The 23,064-nt window shown below is 57.6% G+C and carries 20 protein-coding genes; 12 read left to right on the plus strand and 8 right to left on the minus strand.

Going from position 1 to position 23,064, the window contains the following annotated elements; genetic code table 11:
- Positions 1-3 precede the first annotated feature (3 nt).
- A complete protein-coding gene (locus DHN12_RS03160) occupies positions 4-1,566 on the plus strand; it encodes an efflux transporter outer membrane subunit (protein ID WP_108859094.1) in 1,563 nt (520 codons plus the stop codon).
- Between the two features lie 3 nt (positions 1,567-1,569).
- Here the strand turns inward: DHN12_RS03160 and mprF are convergent, their stop codons facing one another.
- Both mprF and DHN12_RS03170 read right to left on the minus strand, forming a co-directional pair.
- Positions 1,570-4,179: a bifunctional lysylphosphatidylglycerol flippase/synthetase MprF gene (mprF, locus tag DHN12_RS03165; protein ID WP_108858834.1), complete on the minus strand. Its 2,610-nt coding sequence runs from the start codon at positions 4,177-4,179 to the stop codon at positions 1,570-1,572.
- Positions 4,180-4,277: 98 nt separating this feature from the next.
- On the minus strand, positions 4,278-4,706 hold the full coding sequence (locus DHN12_RS03170; protein WP_058277712.1) for an Lrp/AsnC family transcriptional regulator: 429 nt from the start codon (positions 4,704-4,706) through the stop codon (positions 4,278-4,280).
- 86 nt (positions 4,707-4,792) lie between these two features.
- Here DHN12_RS03170 and rocF point away from each other — a divergent pair, with 86 nt between their 5' ends.
- The 3 genes from rocF to DHN12_RS03185 are packed head-to-tail and all read left to right on the plus strand — an operon-like array spanning position 4,793 to position 7,683.
- Positions 4,793-5,713 (plus strand): arginase, encoded by a 921-nt coding sequence (gene rocF / locus DHN12_RS03175; protein ID WP_108858835.1) that lies wholly within the window; start codon positions 4,793-4,795, stop codon positions 5,711-5,713.
- The gene (ctlX, locus tag DHN12_RS03180; protein WP_108858836.1) at positions 5,713-6,633 is read left to right on the plus strand and encodes a citrulline utilization hydrolase CtlX; all 921 of its coding nucleotides are present in this window, start codon (positions 5,713-5,715) and stop codon (positions 6,631-6,633) included. The genes rocF and ctlX overlap by 1 nt, the downstream gene beginning before the upstream one ends.
- Before the next feature lie 6 nt (positions 6,634-6,639).
- Positions 6,640-7,683, plus strand: coding sequence for an ornithine cyclodeaminase (locus DHN12_RS03185; protein ID WP_108858837.1), 1,044 nt, complete (start codon positions 6,640-6,642; stop codon positions 7,681-7,683).
- Between the two features lie 52 nt (positions 7,684-7,735).
- On the opposite strand, the gene DHN12_RS03190 is transcribed toward DHN12_RS03185, so the two are convergent.
- The 3 genes from DHN12_RS03190 to dctP form a co-directional block, all read right to left on the minus strand.
- A complete protein-coding gene (locus DHN12_RS03190) occupies positions 7,736-9,139 on the minus strand; it encodes a TRAP transporter large permease (protein ID WP_108858838.1) in 1,404 nt (467 codons plus the stop codon).
- A 3-nt stretch (positions 9,140-9,142) separates the two neighbouring features.
- The gene (locus DHN12_RS03195) at positions 9,143-9,772 is read right to left on the minus strand and encodes a TRAP transporter small permease (RefSeq protein ID WP_058273821.1); all 630 of its coding nucleotides are present in this window, start codon (positions 9,770-9,772) and stop codon (positions 9,143-9,145) included.
- Positions 9,773-9,835: 63 nt separating this feature from the next.
- Positions 9,836-10,852, minus strand: a complete 1,017-nt coding sequence (gene dctP / locus DHN12_RS03200; protein WP_058273822.1) for a TRAP transporter substrate-binding protein DctP — start codon at positions 10,850-10,852, stop codon at positions 9,836-9,838.
- 427 nt (positions 10,853-11,279) lie between these two features.
- On the opposite strand from dctP, the gene acs reads away from it, so the two are divergent.
- The 8 genes from acs to DHN12_RS03240 all read left to right on the plus strand — a co-directional run bounded on the left by acs (position 11,280) and on the right by DHN12_RS03240 (position 20,699).
- Positions 11,280-13,244, plus strand: coding sequence for an acetate--CoA ligase (acs, locus tag DHN12_RS03205; protein ID WP_108858839.1), 1,965 nt, complete (start codon positions 11,280-11,282; stop codon positions 13,242-13,244).
- 7 nt (positions 13,245-13,251) lie between these two features.
- Positions 13,252-13,935, plus strand: coding sequence for an adenylate kinase (locus tag DHN12_RS03210; RefSeq protein ID WP_108858840.1), 684 nt, complete (start codon positions 13,252-13,254; stop codon positions 13,933-13,935).
- A 185-nt stretch (positions 13,936-14,120) separates the two neighbouring features.
- Entirely contained in the window at positions 14,121-14,405 is a 285-nt protein-coding gene (locus DHN12_RS03215; protein WP_108859095.1) for a DUF4212 domain-containing protein, read from the plus strand.
- Positions 14,406-14,410: 5 nt separating this feature from the next.
- Positions 14,411-16,195, plus strand: a complete 1,785-nt coding sequence (locus DHN12_RS03220) for a sodium:solute symporter family protein (RefSeq protein ID WP_058273825.1) — start codon at positions 14,411-14,413, stop codon at positions 16,193-16,195.
- 111 nt (positions 16,196-16,306) lie between these two features.
- Positions 16,307-18,130 carry a DUF294 nucleotidyltransferase-like domain-containing protein gene (locus DHN12_RS03225; protein ID WP_108858841.1) on the plus strand — a complete coding sequence of 608 codons (1,824 nt, stop codon included), beginning with the start codon at positions 16,307-16,309 and terminating at the stop codon, positions 18,128-18,130.
- A 46-nt stretch (positions 18,131-18,176) separates the two neighbouring features.
- Complete coding sequence (locus DHN12_RS03230) at positions 18,177-18,695, plus strand: hypothetical protein (protein ID WP_058277703.1); 519 nt, start codon at positions 18,177-18,179, stop codon at positions 18,693-18,695.
- A 1-nt stretch (position 18,696) separates the two neighbouring features.
- The gene (locus DHN12_RS03235; RefSeq protein WP_108858842.1) at positions 18,697-20,109 is read left to right on the plus strand and encodes a 3'-5' exonuclease; all 1,413 of its coding nucleotides are present in this window, start codon (positions 18,697-18,699) and stop codon (positions 20,107-20,109) included.
- Between the two features lie 89 nt (positions 20,110-20,198).
- Positions 20,199-20,699 (plus strand): flavin reductase family protein, encoded by a 501-nt coding sequence (locus DHN12_RS03240; RefSeq protein WP_058278169.1) that lies wholly within the window; start codon positions 20,199-20,201, stop codon positions 20,697-20,699.
- A gap of 3 nt (positions 20,700-20,702) precedes the next feature.
- Here DHN12_RS03240 and DHN12_RS03245 read toward each other — a convergent pair whose 3' ends face one another.
- Genes DHN12_RS03245 through DHN12_RS03255 form a run of 3 tightly spaced genes read right to left on the minus strand, consistent with a single transcriptional unit; the run spans position 20,703 to position 22,935 of the window.
- On the minus strand, positions 20,703-21,182 hold the full coding sequence (locus tag DHN12_RS03245; protein ID WP_108859096.1) for a DUF6505 family protein: 480 nt from the start codon (positions 21,180-21,182) through the stop codon (positions 20,703-20,705).
- Positions 21,182-21,877: a biotin/lipoate--protein ligase family protein gene (locus DHN12_RS03250; RefSeq protein WP_108858843.1), complete on the minus strand. Its 696-nt coding sequence runs from the start codon at positions 21,875-21,877 to the stop codon at positions 21,182-21,184. Before DHN12_RS03250 ends, DHN12_RS03245 begins: the two co-directional genes overlap by 1 nt.
- Positions 21,874-22,935 carry an Mrp/NBP35 family ATP-binding protein gene (locus DHN12_RS03255; protein ID WP_108858844.1) on the minus strand — a complete coding sequence of 354 codons (1,062 nt, stop codon included), beginning with the start codon at positions 22,933-22,935 and terminating at the stop codon, positions 21,874-21,876. Before DHN12_RS03255 ends, DHN12_RS03250 begins: the two co-directional genes overlap by 4 nt.
- Positions 22,936-23,064 lie beyond the last annotated feature (129 nt).

The raw sequence follows: 23,064 nt of genomic DNA on the forward strand, positions 1-23,064 counted from the left end.
ATGATGACCCCGGCCAGACTTTACCGCCGACTGATGGGTACAGCCCTATGCGCCGCCCTTCTAGTCGGTTGTGCGCCAGTTGGCCCGGACTTCGTGCGCCCGAACTCTCCGGTCGTGAAGCAGTGGATTGAGGTCAACACCCCAAGCGCAGTCCAAAGCGGCCTGACCTCGCGCAGTGCGCCTGTGGTGAAATGGTGGGAGACGTTCAACGACCCCACTCTCAACAAACTGATAGCCGAAGCCTATGCCCAGAACCTTGATCTGCAGGTTGCCGGTGCTCGCGTTCTGCAGGCACGCGCGCAGTTGGGCATTGCGTTTGGCGAGCTGTATCCGCAATCACAGGCCATCGGCGCATCCATTGAACGCCGTCAGGTCAGCGACAACCTCGGACCGATTTCCGATATCCGCCGGATCATCCCGCTGGACACCGAGTTTTCGACCTCGCAAGTCGGGTTTGATGCTCAATGGGAATTGGACGTCTGGGGCCAGCAACGTCGGGGCGTTCAGGCCGCGCGATCCAATCTGGCGCTCCAAGTGGCCAATTATGATGATGCGCTTGTCACGCTGACCGGCGATGTCGCGGCGCTTTATGTCAACATTCGTGCCTTGCAGGAGTCGCTGGCCGTGGCGCGTGACAACATCCAGTTGCAACAGGAATCTGCCGATCTGACCCAACTGCGGTTTGACAATGGCGTAACAACCGAGCTGGACGTGCAGGAATCCACGGCCTTGCTGAATAATACCAAGGCCTTGGTGCCAGAGATTGAAAGTGATCTTCAACAGGCCAAAAATGCTTTGGCCGTGCTGCTGGGAACCACCCCTTCCCGCATGACCAGCCTACTAGGCAATTCCGGGCGGATCCCCTCTGCACGTACGAATGTGTCCGTTGGCGTCCCCGCCGAACTTCTGCGCCGCCGTCCGGACGTTCGCGCGGCAGAGTTGGCAGCAGCCACGCAATCAGCGCAGGTCGGGATCGCTTTGGCCGACCTTTATCCGCAATTCATCCTGTCAGGTGCAATTGGCCTGCAGGCCTCGGGCGGGCAGGATTTGTTTTCAGCAGGCAGCACCACCGGGCTCGCGAATGCCGGAGTGGTCTGGAACGTGCTCAACTATGGCCGGATCAAAAACAACGTCCGCGCACAAGATGCGGCCTATCAGGCGTTGATCGCCAATTACCAGAACACCGTCCTGACCGCCTATTCCGAGGTTGAAAGCGCGATGGTGGCTTATGCCCAGTCACGCAAGCAAGTTGGCTTCTATGAAAAAAGCGTCGCGGCGTCGCGCAAAGCGGCTGATATCGCCATCGACCAGTACCGGGACGGTATCGCAAGCTATTCGCGTATCCTGAACACCCAAACAGCCCTGCTGCGGTCTCAGGCTAATTTGATTCAGGCCCGCCAGCAGGTTTCCAGCAATCTGGTTGCGGTTTACAAGGGATTGGGAGGCGGCTGGCAGATCCGGCAGAACCAAGAATTCCTGCCAGAAACCGTTCTGGCCGAAATGGCATATCGCACGGATTGGGGCGATCTGCTGGAGAAAACCCCGACCCGCGCCAGTCTGAACTGAGTGTTACTTCGTCAGCCCGCGCAAACCGCCTGAAATCAGGATGTTCACCTCGTACAGAATACGTGGTGTTGCCAGCCCACCGGGGCTGGCGAGGTAATTCGGGCTCCACTCCGGATCGAACTTCTGCTTGAAAGATCGCAGCCCTTCGAAGTGATAGAACTGCTCGCCGTGCTCATATACGAACCCTCCGACGCGGTTCCAGAAAGACGCCAGTTGCCGGTTCTCAATTCCCGAAAACGGTGCCGCCCCTAGCGAGAACCAATGGAACCCCTGCTCTGCCCCCCAGGTCATCATCTCGGCAAACAAGGCGTCCATGATAAAGTTCGACCCGTCCGGCTCATACCGCATCAGGTCCAACGACAATTCGGACTTGTTCCCGCCTTGGAAGAGGTTGGCGAATGCGACGATCTTTCCCGTATCTGCCTTCTTCAGCACCGCAAAATCGAAATAGGACAGGTATTCATCGTCAAACCCGCCCAAGGCAAAGCCCTTTTCTTCACCAGCCTTATGCTCCAGCCAGTCATCTGAAATCTTGCGCAATTCGGGCAACACAGGGCCCACTTTGTCCTTCGGTATGATCTCGAATACATACCCATCTCGTTCGGCCCGGTTCTTGGCCTGACGGAACCGCTTTCGAGATTTGCCATCCAGCGAGAAATCTTTCAACGGCACGCGCGCGACCTCTCCGATCTTCAGAATAGACAGGCCCAGATCCAGAAACGTCGGCAGGTACTTAGTTGATACGCTGTAGAAGGCGCACAACTTGCCCTCGCGGTCGGCCATTTCGCGCAGCTGCCAGATCAGTTGCTTTCCGGCGGTTTCATCCCCAACCGGTTCCCCCTTGGTGATCAGCGCATTGCCCGTGTCGGCATATGCCAGAAATGCGTCATCGTCCGGTGAAATCAGGAATTGCTTGTCGCCGGTCAGTGAAATCTGCGACTCGGTGTCTTCGCTTTCCATGACCAGACGTTCAACAACCTCGGGGATCTCCGTTCGGACAGGTTCAGGAACCTCGCGCCCGAACAATGAATTCACGGCCACCACGCCAAGGATAACCGCCACCACAAGACTGGATCGCAAAAAGCGTGAGGCGTCACCGTTCCACGCGAACTCCCACCACAAGGCGTTCTGATATTCAACATGGGAATAGGAAAACAGGCCGACCCAAAAGACGACCAGAAGCAAGGCGACCACGCTGACCAGCCACGGGATGTTCAGGCGGAATATCGACGCCCCGCTGACCCGGTAAAACGCGCCGCGGAACGTAGCCAGCAAGGCGATTGTGCCCAACATGCTGATCGCTTCGTGCGTATCGAGACCCTTGGTCAGCGATGCGACGAACCCAGCAACCATCAGCAGCATGGCCACTATCCATGCGCGGTACAGTTTGCGGAACAGGCCGCGTGAAATAAGGATCAGTAGAACGCCGACAGCGCTTCCGGCAAGATGCGAGGCTTCAACGAAGGACAAAGGCAGAAAGTCCCGCAATGCGCTAAGGTTCTCGCTGCCTGCAGGCAACGCCCCGGACACCAGCAGAATGACACCCGCCACAGCGGCAACTCCGGCCGCAACCATCGGAACAATCGGACGGATCACGCGGTAAACCCACGTGGCCGCGCCACCGATGTGATGTCGATGCGTCAGGACCGAGGCCACCGCGATAGACAGCGTCGCAATGGCGAACGGCAGGAAGGTATAGATCAACCGATAAAGCAATAGGGCCGCGATCACGTCAGACCGACCCGACGCCCCAAGCCCGGCGATTAGAGTAGCCTCAAACGCGCCAATCCCACCCGGGGCGTGGCTTAAAATTCCAACGGCGATGGCGCCAATGTAAACGGTGAAGAAGAACGGAAACCCGACCCCCAGATCATCCGGCATCAACACGTACAGCGTCATGGACGCCCCAAACAGGTCACCCACAGCCGCCAGCGTCAGCAATCCCGGCAACTTGCCGCCCGGCAAATTGAAGCCCAAACCACCGGTGGCCAGTCTGCGGCCCCCCTTGGAGAGCCAAATGAACAAGGCTGCAAAACCAACAAGCAGGCACAACCCTATCACGGTTTCGACCGTGTCACTTATGGGCAGAACCTTGGACACGCCATCCGGATGAAAGGTTAGCAACCCGCCCAGAAGCAGAATGAAACCTGACCAGAATGCGATCCACGAAGTGGCAATCACCCCCGCGACCCGCCCCAGATCAAGACCCAGAGACGCATAGATCCGATACCGGATCGCCGTGCCGGTGATGTAGGAAAACCCAAGGCAATTCGACACGGCATAGCCACAGGCGCCAGCCATGCCTGCGACAGGCAAAGGGACCTCGCCATCTGCCACACTTTGCACGGCAAACACATCGTAAAGTGAGAGAGATAAAAAGCTGACAGCCGTCCAGCACAGGGCGAAAAACATCAGTTTCCACGATGTATTCGCGACGTCGGTTTTTACATCAGCCCATTTGACGTGCGAAGACAGCTCGTGCAGGACGGTCAGGGCAATAAGCGTGACCAGAATCGGTATCGCGATCCGGACAAGGGGCTTTTCAAGAAACCCCGAAACCCGTTCGGCCAGGCGTACAGCCCAGAGTTCTTCGACATTTTCATGAGTTGCCATGCTTTGTCCCTGCTCTCAGGCGCGATCACACTCTGCACGATCGAAACGCGCAAGCCAACTTTTGCACATTTTCGTTCAGGCTCAAAGCACTACGGGGGTCACAACCGACCTTTGCGGGTGGACAGCAGCAGGTTGGTCTCGGACTTAGTGATCCCCTCCATACGGCGAATCTGGAACAGCACCTCGTCCAGCTCGGCTAGTGTTTCGGTCCAGATTTCGGCGATCAGATCCCAGCTTCCGTTTGTGGAGTGAACAGCACGCACCTGACGCATGGCGGCAATTCGGGCCATTGTGCGCTCCGTCCCGCGGCCTTCGATTTCCAGCATCATCAAGCCGCGCACCGGGCTTTGCGCCACGTCCTGACGTGTGAGTACCGTGAACCCAACAATTTCACCGGACTGTTTGAGGCGCTGCAGGCGGCTGCGAACCGTAGTGCGCGTCACACCCAGCGTTTCGGCGAGCTCGGACAGGGACGCCCTTGCATCCCGGTGCAAGGCGCTGAGCAGCCTGCTATCCAAATCGTCCATGACTGCTTCTCATTTCGTTTATCCGAATGCCATTTTGAACATTTTGCTGTCTTTTCGCAAGCCATCACGAGGGTCTAGATAGTCATATGGATACGCAAAATGTAATATTGGTTGGCGCACCAATGGACGCAGGTAAGCGTCGTCAGGGGTGCCGCATGGGCCCGGATGCCTACCGGGTGGCCGGTCTGGAACAAGCTCTGACTGACCTCGGGCACCAGGTGTCGGATATCGGCAATGTCAGCGCCGATCCGTCAGATGTACCGGAGCATCCACACCTTGTGGCGCTGCCCGAGTGCATCGGCTGGACCAGCGCCCTGAGCCGCGCCGCACAGGATACCGCGCCGAACGGACTGCCGATTTTTATGGGCGGCGATCACGCCTTGTCCATGGGCACAGTTGCCGGGATGGCAGCACATGCCGGCGGGATCGGGCGACCATTATTTGTGCTTTGGCTTGACGCCCATAGTGACTTTCATACACCTGACAGCACCGGCAGCGGCAACCTGCACGGCACGCCGGTTGCCTATTTCACCGGGCAACCCGGGTTTGACGCCTTCCCTCCGCTGGCTGCGCCGATTCCAACGGACCGCGTGGGCATGATTGGTCTGCGTTCCGTGGACCCGGCTGAACGTGCACGATTGGAACAGGATCAGGCCATGCTGGCAGACATGCGCAGCATTGATGAGCACGGCATCAAGGCACCTTTGATCGCGTTCCTCGACCGAGTACGCGCAGCAAACGGTATCCTGCACGTCTCGCTGGACGTCGACTTTCTGGACCCTTCAATTGCGCCCGCTGTTGGCACCACTGTTCCCGGTGGCGCGACCGAACGCGAAGCCCATCTGGCGATGGAACTGCTGCACGAAAGCGGCCTCGTCTGCTCGCTGGATTTGGTCGAACTGAACCCGTTCCTGGATGAACGTGGACGAACCGCAAAACTGATGGTCGATCTGGCCGCGTCCCTGTTGGGCCGCCGCATCTTCGACCGCCCGACCCGGAGTTTCTGATGAATTCCCTTCAATCTCCTTCCGCTGTCGTCATGGTTCGACCGCATGAGTTTGTGTCGAACCCAGAGACTCGCCATGACAATGCGTTTCAGACACTGGCACACCGATCCGCCGAAGCGACTTCAGCAGCCGCGCGCGAAGAACATGATCGCGCAGTCGAACAACTGCGCGATGCAGGCGTCACAGTTCATGTATTTGATGATCACGGCCAACAAAACACGCCGGACAGTGTCTTTCCCAACAACTGGTTCTCGACACATCCCGGCGGACACATTGCAATCTATCCGATGTTTGTTCCGTCGCGTCGACGCGAACGTCGCACAGATGTTATCGAGTTGTTGAAACAGGAATACCGCGTTCAGGACGTAATCGATTATTCGGGGCTGGAACAGGACGATCTCGCACTGGAAGGTACCGGAGCAATGGTTCTCGATCACGTCGGCCGCATCGCTTACACGGTCAAGTCAAACCGCGCTGATCCCGTTTTGTTGGAGCGGTTCTGCACGAACTTCAACTACGAACCCATCGCGTTCGAAGCTAGGGACGACGCAGGCCGAGACGTTTATCACACCAATGTCCTGATGGGGATCGGCACACATTATGCACTGATCTGCCTCGACATGATCATCGATGCCGAACGCCGCGCGGCCGTGCAGGCGCGATTGGAAGAATCCGGTCGCACCGTCATCGATCTGTCCCATGACCAGATCGCAAACTTTGCTGGAAACACCATCGAGCTTAGTGGTCGTGATGGCCTCGTGCTAGCTCTTTCCAGCCGCGCCAAAGATGCGCTGACGCCCCAACAGACCGACATTATCGAAGACAGTGCCACTCTGCTTCCGTTGTCGGTTCCAACCATTGAAACAGCCGGAGGATCAGTACGTTGCATGATCGCCGGTATCCACCTTTCCCGCCGATAGGAGACCATGATGCAACCTTCTGACAAGGCGCTTGTGCCCTTTGTATCCGTCGACAACATGATGCGGCTGGTGCACCATATCGGGCTTGAAAAGATGATCACTCAGATCGCGGCTCAGATTGAATCCGACTTCAAACGCTGGGAGAGCTTTGACAAGACCCCTCGCATTCCGGCGCATTCTCCCCAGGGCGTAATCGAACTGATGCCAACCTCGGATGGTGAGGCCTATGGGTTTAAATACGTCAACGGGCACCCCAAGAACACGTCCGAGGGCCTGCAGACCGTGACAGCCTTTGGCCTTCTGGCCGACGTCTATACCGGCTACCCTACGCTTTTGACCGAGATGACGATGCTAACCGCCCTCCGCACGGCGGCAACCTCGGCCCTTGTCGGCAGTTATCTGGCACCCAATTCATCGCGTGTTATGGCGATGATTGGGAATGGCGCTCAGTCCGAGTTCCAATGCCTGGCGTTCAAGGCCATGTGCGGGGTCGACACTGTGCGCCTTTACGATACCGATCATGCGGCCACCGAAAAATGCGCGGCAAACCTTAAAAATTCCGGTCTGACGGTGGTGCATTGCAAAACACCCGAGGACGCCATCGAAGGCGCTCAGATCATCACGACCTGCACCGCAGATAAGAAAAACGCAACGATCCTGACCGACAACATGGTTGGACCGGGCGTCCACATCAATGCAATTGGCGGTGATTGCCCCGGCAAGACCGAACTACACCGCGATATTTTGCTGCGTTCGGACATCTTCGTCGAATACCCGGAACAAACACGCATCGAGGGCGAAATTCAGGCTTTGGCCGAGGATCACCCGGTGACCGAATTGTGGCAGGTCATGACCGGTCAGGCCAAGGGCCGACGCGACGACCGACAGATCACTCTGTTTGATAGTGTTGGCTTCGCGATCGAAGATTTCTCAGCCTTGCGTTACGTTCAGTCCGCCATCAAAGACACTGATTTCTTTGAACCTTTAGACATGTTGGCCGATCCGGATGATCCAAGGGATCTGTATGGGATGCTGATGCGGGCGAGCTGAAGAACCCGCACTTCACGTCGACTAGCCCCCGGTTCACCACCGGGGGCTTTTTCTATCCGGCCAATGACGGCAGGTAGAGTACGATACCGGGAAACGCCACGAGCAGCGCGATCGTTACGCCGTCGGCGATGAAGAACGGCGTAACGCCCTTGAACACGTCCTGAACGCTCAAATCCGGGCGCACCCCGGCAACGACGAAACAATTCAGGCCAATAGGAGGCGTGATCAGGCAAAACTCGGCCATTTTCACCACCAGAATACCAAACCAGATCGCACACATCGGACCTGACATGCCAAAGGCGCTTTCGGCGGCACTGACCGTCTCACCCCCGTTCAGGGCCATGACCGCCGGGTAGACGACCGGTAATGTCAGCAACAGCATCCCAATGGCGTCCATGAACATGCCCAAGACCGCATAAGCGAGCAGGATACAGATCAGGATTAGCATCGGCGACATTTCCAACGAAGTGATCCAGTCCGAGAACGCGCCCGGAAGATCGGCAAACCCCAGAAACCGTACGTAGATCAGCACCCCCCAGATGATCGTGAAGATCATGGCCGTCAGTTTGGCGGTTTCCAGCAGCGCCGACTTCAGCTCGGGCCACCGCATTCCGTGAAATAGGGCAAAACAGAAGACGATGAAGGCACCGATAGCCCCGCCTTCGGTTGGAGTGCCCCAAGCCTTTTCTCCAAACGGGTTATAGACAAAGCAGATGATGATCAGGATCACCGCGACAATCGGAAACGCGCCCGGCAGAGACGCAAAACGCTGCTTCCAGGTGAAACCTGTTACCGGTGGACCCACGTTTTTGAACACAACCGCGATGCCAACGATCAGCAGACCGTACACAACGGCAGAGAATGCACCGGGGATAAACCCGGCGAGCAGCAGTTTTCCCACATCCTGTTCCACGATGATCGCATAGATCACTAGGATCGCGGATGGCGGGATCAGGGACGCAAGTGTACCGCCCGCTGCGACCACTCCGGCTGCGAACTGTTTGTTGTAACCAACCTTCAGCATCTCGGGGATAGCGATCCGGGCGAACACCGCCGAAGTTGCCACCGACGCGCCGGAAACGGCGGCGAACCCGGCTGTGGCGAACACAGTCGAAACCGCGAGCCCTCCGGGCACCCACGCAACCCAACGTTTAGCGGCCTCGAACAACGCGCGAGTCAGCCCCGCATAATAGGCCAGATAACCGATCAGGATAAAGGTGGGGATCAGGCTGAGTGTATGGGCCGCAACCTTGGAATGTGGCACCTGCCCCGCCGTCTTTACCGCGACGGTTAATGCTTTGCCGAAGCGATCCGGATCGTATCCGAACTTGGCCCAGAAAATCCAAACCAGCCCAACCAGCCCCGCAAGACCCGCCGCAAAGGCCACGCGCATTCCGGTAAAAACCAGAACCAGCAGGCCACCTGTGACCCACAAGCCAATTTCAATCGAGTCCATGTGCTAGTCCTGCCCTTCGAATTGCTCAGCCTCGGCGGCGGCTTGTGCGGCGGCGTCCTGGATCAGTGGAACCGCTACCGGGCTTTCGGCCCCTACGATCAGCGCGCGACCATATCCCCAAACCTGAAGTAACAACCGTAGGCAAAGCACCGAGAACGCCACAGGTGCCAGCAGTTTGGCCGGCCAAAGCGGGATACCGATGTCGATTGAACTGTCCCGGCTCCACATCGGCGCGCCAAAATCGAACGAGCGGTCAAAATGGGACCAACTGCCCCAGACCAAGGCCAGCATCAACACCAGGATCAGAAGGACCGAGATTAGCTCGAACAACCAAAGCGCCCGCCCGTGCAGGCGTGAGATGACAATGTCCATCCGGATATGACCGCCATCGCGCTGAACATATGAAATGCCCAGAAATGCAATCAGCGGCATCGCCTGTTCGATCCAGTCGACATAACCGGGCAAAGGCGCGTTAATCGCATTGCGTCCGCTGACCGAGACAACCGCCAGAACCATAAGACTGAACACGGCAAGGCCGCTGATCAGAGCCAGAAACCGCTCTAACCTTAACAACTTACGGTCCAAAGAACTCAGGAGGCTGTTGTCTTCAAGCACCGTGGCCTGTCCTGCCATTGCGGTGTTCCCCTGTATTTTTATTGGTGTCCGGATGCCCCGATGAGCACCCGGATTTTGTGCTTAGTTACCGCTGCGTTGCTGTTCCAGCGTGGACTGGACCAGATCATACAGGTCCTGCGCAGGGATACCCTGAGCGGACATATCCTCAATCCACTGTGCCCGGATGGGATCGGCAGCTTTGGTGCGGAACTCTGCGATTACCGCATCATCGATCTGTACCTTTGCGACGCCCTTTTCATCCAAAACACTGTCCCACTGGTCCAGCAGCGACCCATAATTGGCCAGATAGTGATCAATCGCTTCGTCGATCGAACTGTCCAACGCCTCGCGATGCTCAGCCGGCAGTGCCTCATAGGCATCGATATTGACCACAACCGGGCAATTCACAGTGCCGGGGTTCAGGTTAGCCGTCCACCAATCTGCTTCGTTGATGGTGCCAAAAGACAGGTGCGCGTGCTGAGCAAAGGCGACCGTGTCAACGACACCGGACTCCATTGCATTAAAGGCTTCGGTTGCAGGAACCGAGGTCGGCACACCACCTACCGCCTCGAATGCCTTGCCCAGACCGCCTGTGGCGCGGACACGCATGCCTTCGAACTCGGCAAGTTCGTCACGCGGGTCGCCGGTTCCGACAATGTTGTACTGCGGCATGGGTGAGGTCATGATGATACGCGCATTCCACTGCGCCATCTCATCTTTGACGGCAGGGTGATCGTAAACCGCGTGGCTGACGGCAACTTCCTCATCCAGGTTGTTCACGCCCAAAAACGGCAGTTCCAGAACGGTGATCGCGCGGTTTTTGTCGCGATGATATCCGGCACAGAACTGCGCCATCTCAAACGCACCAATTTCGATTCCATCCAGATTTTCGCGCGGCTTGGACAGACCACCGTAGCTGACATTGATGGTGAAATCGCCGTTTGTCTTTTCGCTGACCAACTCAGACAGTTTCTCAACATGCTCGGTGAACGCACGACGTTTGCCCCAGACCGAAGCATTCCATTCAGTTGCGGCTGCCTCGGACACGAACGCAACACACAAGGCGGCCACAGCAGAGCCGCTCAAGATCTTTTTCATTCTGATTTCTCCCTTTGCTGCACCCCCTTGCTGGGGCGCTTGCGGTCAAAGCTAGCGCCAACATCGGAATGTGCCAACCCCCGGTCAACATTCATGGCCAGCAAGGAATGGCACCGTTGAGCGCTAACAACCGAAAGGTGAGTTTCAGATACAATTTAGTTGTAATCGGGCGGCTTATTTCCACACAAATTTTCATTACACCCAAGGCTATGTAAAAAAACTACTATTCCCAATGATAGTCACTTTATTTACAAAATCACCTCGTGAAAAAAAAATAATTTACAAACTAATCGTGAGAAATCGGTAATTTATTTCCTTGTTTTCAGCTCTCCGTATTATTGCGCACAAGGAGGAAACAGATCGACATCGCCAGTTCAGCAGGCAAAATCGGTCTGATTCAATATGATCCAGAGGGAGGAGCCTCAGAATGACAACCGCTGCCCAGGCAGAAGCCAATACCTTTCCGCCGTCCGCCGAAACCGTGGCCCGCACGCATGTTAACGCTGAAAAATACACTGAGATGTATGCGGCTTCGATCAACGATCCCGTCGCGTTCTGGGACGAACAAGGCAAGCGGATCGACTGGATCAAGCCCTACAAACAAGTCAAAGATGTAAACTATGATTTCGGCTCGGTTGGAATCAACTGGTACGCAGACGGCACGCTGAACGTTTCGGCCAACTGCCTGGACCGCCATCTGAAAACCCGCGGCGATCAAACTGCGATCATTTGGGAACCGGATGATCCAAAAGACGAAGCGCAGCACATCACCTATGCTGAGTTGCACCGCCGGACCTGCCGGATGGCAAACATTCTGGAATCGCTGGGCGTGCGTAAAGGCGACCGCGTCGTGATCTATATGCCGATGATCCCCGAGGCCGCCTATGCCATGCTGGCCTGCGCGCGAATTGGCGCGATCCATTCGATCGTCTTTGCGGGTTTCTCACCAGACGCTCTGGCGGCGCGCGTCAATGGCTGCGACGCAAAGGTTGTGATCACCGCCGACGAGGCCCCTCGAGGCGGCCGCAAGACTGCGCTGAAATCCAATGCGGATGCTGCTCTTCTGCACTGCAAAGACACAGTTAAATGCCTGGTGGTCAAGCGCACAGGTGGTCAGACAACATGGATTGCCGACCGCGACTACGACTATAACGAAATGGCGCTTGAGGCGGACGACTACTGCGCGCCCGCTGAGATGAGCGCAGAAGACCCGCTGTTCATCCTCTACACCTCCGGCTCGACCGGACAACCCAAGGGTGTGGTACATACCACTGGCGGCTATCTGGTTTTCGCATCGCTGACCCATGAGATCACCTTCGATTACCACGAGGGCGATGTGTATTGGTGCACTGCTGACGTGGGCTGGGTCACAGGCCACAGCTATATCGTCTACGGCCCGCTTGCCAACGGCGCGACTACACTGATGTTCGAAGGTGTCCCTACCTACCCCGACGCGGGCCGTTTCTGGGAGGTGTGCGCCAAGCACAAGGTCAACCAGTTCTACACCGCACCAACCGCAATCCGCGCGTTGATGGGGCAAGGCAACGAGTGGGTCGAGAAGCATGATCTAAGCGACCTGAAACTACTGGGCACCGTGGGCGAACCGATCAACCCCGAAGCCTGGAACTGGTACAATGAAGTTGTCGGCAAAGGAAATTGCCCCATCGTTGACACGTGGTGGCAGACCGAGACCGGCGGTCACCTGATGACCCCCCTTCCCGGTGCACACGCGATGAAACCGGGTGCTGCCATGAAGCCATTCTTCGGCATTCAGCCCGTGGTTCTGGATCCGCAGTCAGGCGTCGAGATCAACGGCAACGGCGTCGAAGGTGTTCTGTGCATCAAAGACAGCTGGCCTGGTCAGATGCGTACTGTTTGGGGCGACCATGAGCGGTTCGAAAAGACCTATTTCTCGGACTACAAAGGTTACTACTTCACCGGTGATGGCTGCCGTCGTGACGAGGATGGTGATTACTGGATCACCGGTCGTGTGGATGACGTAATCAACGTCTCGGGCCACCGCATGGGGACCGCCGAAGTCGAAAGCGCGCTTGTAGCGCATGCCGCTGTAGCCGAGGCCGCCGTGGTCGGATATCCCCATGAGATCAAAGGGCAAGGCATCTATTGCTACGTCACCTTGATGAATGACCGTGAGCCGTCGGATGAGCTGCTGAAAGAGCTGCGTACATGGGTCCGAACAGAGATCGGCCCGATTGCGTCGCCCGACGTAATCCAGTGGGCCCCTGGTCTGCCCAAAACCCGCTCGGGTAAGATCATGCGCCGTATCCTGCGCAAGATTGCCGAGAACGACTTTGGCGCATTAGGTGACACGTCCACGCTCGCCGATCCATCGGTGGTCGAAGACCTGATCGAAAACCGTGCAAACAAGTGAGGATGTGATGGACGCTGCCACGATCACTACACCCGCTGTTTTGATCCTTCTCGGCCCTCCGGGTGCCGGGAAGGGAACACAGGCTCGTATGCTCGAGGACAAGTTCGGGCTGGTACAACTCAGCACTGGCGACCTGTTGCGTGCGGCTGTCGCCGCAGGGACCGAGGCCGGCGAGGCCGCGAAGGCGGTGATGGAAGCCGGCGATCTGGTCAGCGACGAGATCGTCATTGCCATTTTGCGCGACCGTCTTGCTGAACCGGATTGCGCCAAGGGCGTCATTCTGGACGGCTTTCCACGCACCACGGTTCAGGCCGAGGCGCTGGACGGATTGCTGTCGGAAACCGGGCAGAAGATCAACGCCGCCATCAGTCTTGAGGTTGAGGACGGCGAAATGGTTATCCGTATCTCGGGCCGCTACACCTGCGCCGGATGTGGCGAAGGGTTCCATGACACGTTCAAGGTCCCTGTTGTTAAAGGCAAGTGTGACAAGTGCGGCAGCACCGAGTTCAAGCGCCGTGCTGATGACAACGCCGAAACCGTCGCCTCGCGGCTGGCTGCGTATCACGCGCAAACCGCGCCTTTGATTACTTATTACCAAGACCACGGCGTTCTGAAAGGCCTGAACGCCATGGGCAATATCGATGACATCGCGGGCAATCTGGAAAGGATTGTCAGCGACGCCATGAACTAAGGGAAGACGGCCCGCCCTGAATAAGGGCCCAATTCCTAAAGGAAAACTTCAAAGTACCCGCCTTGGCGGATCGGAGAAGTCGTGCCTGATGCCACCCTGGCATTCGGCATTTCGAAAAGCGACCCCGCGCGTTGGAGGTTTTGGACAACGGGTCGCCCATGGAAGAAGCGAAGGAGGAACCCGCAATGGCGGATCAATCAACACACTCCGCGCAGACTGCCGAGGCCGACAAGGGCTATTGGCAGGCGAACCTGCGTCTCATCTACATCAGCCTCGTGATCTGGGCGCTGGTGTCTTTTGGATTCGGCATTCTGCTGCGTCCATTGCTGTCCGGCATTGCAGTTGGCGGCACCGATCTGGGCTTTTGGTTCGCTCAGCAGGGATCAATCCTTGTCTTTCTGGTGCTGATCTTCAACTACGCTTGGCGCATGAACAAGTTGGACGCCGAATTTGGCGTGGATGAGGAGTAAGCGGAATGGACCAGTTTACCATTAACCTGCTCTTTGTCGGCGCGTCCTTTGCGCTGTACATCGGCATCGCGATTTGGGCCCGTGCGGGTTCCACATCGGAATTCTACGCCGCCGGTCGCGGCATTCACCCGGTCACCAACGGCATGGCAACAGCGGCAGACTGGATGTCTGCGGCCTCGTTCATCTCGATGGCGGGCCTGATTGCCTTTACCGGCTATGACAATTCGACCTTCCTGATGGGTTGGACTGGCGGTTACGTGCTGCTGGCACTGCTACTTGCGCCCTATCTGCGTAAGTTTGGCAAATACACTGTCTCAGAATTCATCGGCGACCGTTTCTACAGCCAGACCGCGCGTATCGTTGCGGTGATCTGTCTGATCGTTGCGTCGGTGACTTATGTTATTGGTCAGATGACCGGTGTGGGCGTGGCCTTTGGCCGTTTCCTCGAGGTATCGAACACCTCCGGTCTGCTGATCGGTGCCTGTGTCGTGTTTGCTTACGCAGTGTTCGGTGGGATGAAAGGCGTGACCTACACTCAGGTCGCTCAGTACTGCGTACTGATCACCGCCTACACAATCCCGGCGATCTTCATCTCGCTGCAGCTGACCGGTACGCCGGTTCCGGCGCTGGGTCTGTTCAGCGACACCGCAAGCGGTGAGCCTCTGCTGACCAAGCTGGATGCGATCGTGACCGAGTTGGGCTTTAACGAATACACTGCCCACCACTCGAACACACTGAACATGGTTCTGTTCACGCTGTCGCTGATGATCGGCACCGCCGGTCTGCCCCACGTGATCATGCGCTTCTTCACCGTGCCGAAAGTGTCTGACGCCCGCTGGTCCGCTGGCTGGACGCTGGTCTTCATCGCTCTGCTGTATCTGACCGCCCCTGCGGTTGGCGCAATGGCGCGTCTGAACATCACCGACATGATGTGGCCCAACGGTGGCATCGAAGGTGGCGCTGTCTCGGTCGAGGATATCGACAATGATCCGCGCTATGACTGGATGCAGACGTGGCAGAAAACCGGCCTGCTGGACTGGGAAGACAAGAACGGCGACGGCAAAATCCAGTACTACAACGACAAGAATGCCGACATGCAGGCTCTTGCGGAAGAAAAAGGCTGGGTCGGTAACGAGCTGACCAAGTTCAACCGCGATATCCTGGTTCTGGCCAACCCCGAGATTGCCAACCTGCCGGGTTGGGTGATCGGTCTGGTCGCTGCCGGTGGTCTTGCGGCCGCTCTGTCGACCGCTGCGGGTCTGTTGCTGGCGATCTCGTCGGCGGTATCCCACGACCTTGTCAAAGGTGCGATCAACCCGCAAATCTCTGAAAAAGGAGAACTTCTGGCTGCTCGTATCGCCATGGCCGTGGCCATCGTTGTTGCAACCTATCTGGGTCTGAACCCACCGGGCTTTGCGGCGCAAACCGTGGCCCTGGCGTTTGGTCTGGCGGCTGCCTCGATCTTCCCGGCGCTGATGATGGGGATCTTCTCGACCCGCATCAACAACACCGGTGCTGTCGCGGGTATGCTGGCTGGTCTGACCGTAACTTTGGTCTACATCTTCCTGCACAAGGGCTGGCTGTTCATTCCGGGCACCAACTCGTTCACTGATGCTGATCCGCTTCTGGGTCCGATCAAGTCGACCTCGTTCGGCGCCATCGGTGCAATGATCAACTTCGGCGTTGCTTACGTCGTCGCCGGAATGACCAAAGAGACTCCGCCGGAGATCGTGGAATTGGTAGAAAGCGTGCGTATTCCCCGTGGCGCAGGCGCAGCTCAGAATAAATGAGTATGATACGGTGCATGGATCCTTTTCACGTGCCGCATCTTTCGACCGACTACTCCCGCCCGGCACTATGCCGGGCGGGATTTTTCAAAACCGGAAAGCCAGGATTTGACGATGCCCCTGTCTCATGACGAAATCACCCGGTTCCTGAAATCCGTCCACCCCTATGATGCCCTGCCCCCAGAAACACTGGATCAGATCGCCAATCAGATCGAGGTTTGGGAGGTCGAGGAAGACTTTCCCGTGTACGAACTTGGGAACACTCTGCCCGGTGTTTTCGTGATCTATGAGGGGCACGTCGAAATCACTGATGAAAACGACGCCGTGGTATCTCATCTTGGTCTGCGCAATTCGTTTGGTGAGCGTGGGCTACTGAAAGACGGCAAGGCCGCGACCAAGGCGCGTGCGCATACACCGTCGGTTCTTTTGGTCCTGCCGCCAGATCTGGTGCGCGAGCTGATCGATGGGCATGACGTCGTTTCGAAATTCTTCAACCGGACCCGTTCGAACCGGTCCGGCCCGCAGAGCCTAGCCACCAGCGCGATTGACGTTCTTATGGCGCATAACCCTGCAACCTGTCCACCGGACACATCAGTTCAAGAAGCCGCCCGGATCATGCGTGACAAGCACATTTCATCCTTGTGCGTCACCGAAACGGATAACCTGCTGGGCATCGCCACCTTGCGCGACATCTCGGGCAAATACGTAGCCAATGGCATGCCCGCAGAGACGCCGGTGTCAGCGATCATGACAGCGAACCCAATCACCCTGTCGCCATCTGACATTGGATCGGACGTTCTGCACGTGATGATGGAACGCGGGATCGGTCATATCCCGATCAGCGAAGGCGGACGCCTTGTTGGAATTGTGACCCAGACGGACCTGACCCATTATCAGGCGGTGAATTCGGCAGAGCTTGTCCGCCGGATCGCTCAAGCGGACTCAGCGGATCAAATGGCGGTGGTGACGGCTGAAATCCCGCAGCTTCTGGTGCAACTGGTGGCTGCCGGAAACCGGCACGAGATCGTGACGCGGCTGATAACGGATATTGCAGACACGGCAACCCGCCGACTGTTGGCCTTGGCCGAGGACAAGCTGGGCCCAGCACCCGTTCCCTACCTGTGGTTGGCCTGTGGGTCGCAAGGGCGGCAAGAACAAACTGGAGTATCCGATCAGGACAACTGTCTGATGCTGGACGACAGCGTGACCGATGCCGATATGAAGTACTTCGCCGAGCTTGCCAAATACGTCTCGGATGGCCTGGACACCTGCGGATATTTCTATTGCCCGGGCGACATGATGGCGACCAACCCACGATGGTGTCAGCCGGTGCGCGTCTGGCGCGACTACTTCAACGGATGGATCGCCAAACCGAACCCCGAGGCGCAGATGCTGGCCTCAGTCATGTTCGACCTCCGCCCTATCGGCGGGGCCTTTCACCTGTTCGACGATCTGCAGGCCGAGACACTGGCAGCGGCCAACGCAAACTCGATCTTTGTGGCGCACATGATTTCGAACTCGCTTAAGCACACGCCTCCGCTAGGGCTGCTGCGCGGGTTTGCGACCATCCGGTCTGGTGAACATCGCAATACGCTGGACCTCAAACACAATGGCGTGGTCCCCGTCGTCGATCTTGCGCGCAACTACAGCCTTCAGGGTCAATTGACCGAAGCCAATACTCGGGCGCGTCTGAAAGCAGCCGCATCTGGCGGCATCCTCAGCCCCTCGGGCGCGCGGGATTTGCTGGATGCGTATGATCTGATCGCAGAAACCCGCCTTGAGCATCAGGTCAGGCTTGTGAAGGGCGATCGAAAGCCGGACAATTTCCTGCCGCCCTCAGACCTGTCGGATTTTGAGCGAAGTCATCTTCGGGATGCGTTCGTTGTGGTAAAAACCATGCAATCGGCAGTAAGTCACGGCAAGGGAATGCTGGGCTAAGGCGGCGATAACTATTGGCGAATATGCCAGACATACGGAGAGTCACATGTTTCTGGAACTGATTGGCACCATATTTGCAGGCTTTGCCTTTGCCGGCATCGTAATGGTTCTGAACAAAGTGACGGGTGGCCGCCTGCCCCGTTGGATGACACCCGTTGCCGCTGGTCTGGGTATGATCGGCATGACGATTACCAGTGAATATTCCTGGTACGACCGCACACGCGATACCCTTCCCGAAGGTATGACCGTCATTCAAGAAGTTGAAAGTCGCGCCTTCTATCGCCCCTGGACCTATGCTGTGCCCTTCGTAGACCGCTTTGCCGCCATTGATGCCGGTTCCGTTCGCACCAATGAACAGGTTCCCGAACAACGGTTGGTGGAACTGTATCTCTTTGGTCGCTGGGCCCCGGTCTCAAAACTGCCGGTCGTGGTCAACTGCAAAGAGTTCAGCCGCGCCAACCTTGCGGATGGGGCAGAATTCGCGGATGACGGGCGGCTGCTGAACGCCGACTGGATCGACGTCACCGCAAGTGACCCAATTGTCGAGGCAACCTGCGGAGTGTGACATGCTGAACCGGTTAAGCCTGCGTCTGCGCATTTTCCTATTCTTCTGCCTGCTGGCCTTTGGCGCTCTGACTGTCAGCTCGCTAGCACTATGGATCAGCTATCGGCGCGTTGCTAATCCTGATCTGCTTGATTCCTTCATCTTTGCCGAAATCCTGATGGGTTTTGGGTTTCTGGCTTTGACCGCGGCGGTTTGGTTATTGTTCGACGACAATGTTGCAAAGCCAATCGAACGGATATCCGCCCAACTTAGGGCCCGCGCGCATGCCGGGGTCAGCACCGAATTGGATACACAGGCCGCGCGATATCTGGGTGATCTGGCACCAGCCGCGGCCGGACTGGCCGACCAATTGTCGGGTAAAACCATGGACGTGGCGCAGGCCGTGGCTGAGGAAACGGCACATCTGGCGGCAGAAAAACACCGTCTAACGGCCTTACTGACCGAAATTCCAGTTGCAATGCTGTTGGCCAGCCCAACACACAAGATCGTTTTGTACGATGGTCAGGCGGCCGAGGTTCTGGCACAGATTGCGCATCCCCGGCTGAATGCCTCGTTGTTTGAATACCTGCAATCTGACCTGCTGGAAGAGGCCCATTCCAAACTGGTGAAGACCGGGCTGGAGGTCGCCTGCGCGCTGACCAGCGTCGATGGTACGCAGAGTTACCGCACGCGCATGAAACCTCTTGGGAGCGCACCCGGATACATGCTGATCTTCGAGGACAGTGCCGTGAACATCGCACCCGAAGCCGCACGGCCTTTGGTGTATGACTTCGACTTGTTGAACACGTCGACGGATGAGACCTTCGAAAACCTAGCTCTACAAGATTTGTGTTTCGTCGTGTTTGACACCGAAACCACCGGACTGCTGCCACACAAGGACGAAATCGTTCAGATCGGAGCTGTACGGGTTGTCAACGGGCGCATCGTGGACGGAGAGCAATTGGACACATTGGTTGATCCAGGCATCCCGATCCCTCCGGCCTCGACCAAGGTACACAAGATCAGTGATCGCATGGTTCAGGGTGCGCCGGGCATCGCCGATGCCGGGCGCGCGCTGCATCAGTTTGCCCGCGATGCAGTGATCGTGGCCCATAACGCGCCATTCGACATGGCCTTTTTGCGGCGACATGCAAAACGCATGGATGTCGATTGGGATCACCCCATTCTGGATACCGTTCTGTTGTCTGCTGTGCTGTTCGGGGCAAGTGACAAACACACACTGGATGCTCTGTGCGAACGGTTGGAGATCACCATCCCCGAACATCTGCGCCACACCGCTTCGGGCGATGCCGTCGCAACCGCCGAAGCGCTGGTCAGAATGCTACCGATGCTGCAGGCGCGCGGCATGACAACCTTTGGCCTAGTCGTTGAGGCAACGCGCCAACATGGCCGTCTGTTGGAAGACCTGAACTAGTTCAGAAAACACGCATACCGGACGCAGCTTTTCATGGACAAACCCCGCGCGTCGTGGCACCTGAGGCACGGCCACGGGATTAGCGCGCAATGACGGAAAAACAATTCACTCCAACCCCGGATCAAAGCACCGCTTTTCGCGAAGCGTTGGGGTGTTTCGGAACCGGTGTGACGGTGATCACCACGAACACCGATCAGGGCCCTCGAGCCATTACGGTCAACTCGTTCGCGTCGGTATCGCTGGACCCGCCACTTGTTTTGTGGTGCTTGGCCAAAGACTCTAACCGGTTCGACGATTTCAACACCAGCCGACATTATTCGATCCACGTGATGGGACAGGATCAACAGGAACAGGCCCTGCGCTTTGCTCGCGACGGCAAGGATTTTTCGCACGCGGAATGGGCCCACGACCCGGCGCGCCGGCCCCAATTATCCGGTTGTCTGGCGCGGTTCGATTGTCAGGTGCACGCCCAACACGATGCGGGGGATCACCTGATCATTGTTGGTGAGGTTCAAAAGGTCATGTACCGCACCGGCAAAGGTTTGATCTTTAAGCGCGGTCAATTTGGCGGCTTTGCGGATCTGATCTGACGGTTATTCGTCCAATGACCCATGTACGGCCAGAGCCTCTAGCTGAGTCTCTTGCGGCGTGATCACACGGAAAGCCTCACGCACTCCGGCGTCTGACAGCTCACGCGAGACGGTCAGCAGCGTGTTTGGGTTATGCTCATCACACAGCTCGGACATGTGGGCGATCTCGGCCCGTGCGACGTCCATGGCGGCCTCGACCGACGGTGCCCCGTAAAGCTGCACAAAGTGTTCAGCAAGGCTCTGCGCGATCTGATCCAGCTCGCCCTGTTCCACCTGCGTGACCGCGACGAATGTCACCCGCCCAAAGGTTTCCACGCCTAACCAGCCATTCGCAAAAGCCTGACGCGCTTTGCCTTCAAGATCGCCTTCGCCCCAATTTGAGAACTCGAATCCGCCCGAAATGCACCATTCCCCGGTTCGCGCCGGGGAGTGGAACACATTCATGTCGCTTTCGTCGAAATGGATTGCGCGCGCTAGTTTCATCATCCGTTCTCCAACAATTCCGTCAGCGGGTGAAGCTGTGTATCTGAACCTTGCCGGATCAGCATGCCGAACCGTTCATCCGTTCCCAGAAACACGCCCGCTTCACCGAAGGGCTCTCCCACTCCGCGCAGCAGGCCTATCCATTCTCCGTGCACAGGCGCGTTGCCGTCCTCTTGCCAGCGGTTCAGCCATGTCATCATGTGCCGCGACCAGCTTTCGACAAGCTGCGTTGCCGAGACATCCGCGCAGCCCTCGTCGTAAAGTGCGGTGACATCCGGGTTTTCGCCCGGTGCCTGACTGGTTTGCAGCAGCGCCAAATCCCAACCGACGATCAGCCAATCCGGTTCTGCTTCTGGATCTGCATCCGAAGCTGCCGCACGGAACATTCCGCATTTGGCCCCATTCACACATATCAGCCCGTCCCACCCCAGATGAACCGCGACCTCAGGCGGAGCTAGCGCGCCCAGCGCGTTCTGGAACCCAACAGCGCAAAGCGGCACCATTGCCATCGCATCGCGCAAGACAACCTCGGGGGCAAAAACGATGGCCACACGCAGACGATCGGCCTGAATGTTATAAACCACGGTACCGCCATCACAGCCCAGCGCAGCCATGGCCTGCGCGCGCTCGAACGGGTCTTCCCCACCCTGCACCGGGTGGCCCGTCAGCAAAGGGGGAAAGACCGGCTCGTTCATGCGTTGCCCTGGGCAATCATGCCGCGCGCAATTTGGCGAAACGCTTCGGCTTGCGGACTGTCGGGCTTGCTGACCACGATCGGTGCACCGCCATCAGCGGCAACCCGGATATCCAGATGCAGCGGGATTTCACCCAGCAAAGGAACGCCCAGCGCCTCGGCCTCGGACTTTACGCCGCCATGGCCGAACAAGTGTTCTTCATGCCCGCAGTTCGAACAGATATGCGTCGACATATTCTCAATCATCCCAAGGATGGGCGTCTTGAGCTGGTTGAACATGTCGATCCCCTTGCGGGCATCGATCAGAGCCACGTCCTGAGGGGTCGAGACAACAATGGCACCGTCCACGTTGAACTTCTGGCTCAACGTCAACTGCACGTCACCGGTGCCGGGCGGCAGGTCGACGATTAGAACATCCAGCGCCCCCCATTGCACCTGACCAATCATCTGTTGCAGCGCGCCCATCAGCATCGGGCCACGCCAGACAACGGCCTGCCCTTCATTGGTCATCAGACCCATCGACATCATGGTGACGCCGTGGTTGCGCAATGGCAGGATCGTTTTGCCGTCGGGACTGGCTGGACGGCCCGAAACACCCAGCATCCGGGGTTGCGACGGCCCATAAACATCCGCATCCAGCAGACCAACGCGCCGCCCTTCAGCTGCCAAGGCACAAGCCAGGTTTGCGGAAACGGTGGACTTGCCAACGCCGCCCTTGCCTGAAGCCACAGCAATAATCCTGTCGACACCCGGCACGGCCTGCGGCCCGGTCTGGGAAGGTTTTGGCTTGGGCTTCAGATCCGGCGGTGCCTTTTCAGAATGCGCGGTCAGCATGGCCGAGACCGTGGAAACACCGTCGACCAACTGCGCGGCCTGTTCGGCTGCGGCACGGACGGGTTCCATTTGCTCGGCCTGCTTGGGGTCGATCTCCAGCACAAAGCGCACCGTGTCCCCTTCGACGTTCAGCGCGCGAACAACTCCAGCGCTGACGATGTCCTGTCCAGAGACGGGGTCGGTGATCTTTCTCAGGTTTGCAAGAACTGCGTCACGAACACTCATGCGTCATTCTCCTTTTGGAACCCGGTGGTCAGGGCTCTGCGTATCGACAAGCTGTGGTTGCCGTTCATTGCACGTGTCTCCGTCTCATTCAGTTCATTTGACGCATTTGGTGCCGTGCCGTTAGGCTGT

Origin of the sequence: Ruegeria sp. Alg231-54, from assembly GCF_900143525.1 — a bacterium.
Taxonomy (GTDB): Bacteria; Pseudomonadota; Alphaproteobacteria; order Rhodobacterales; family Rhodobacteraceae; genus Ruegeria.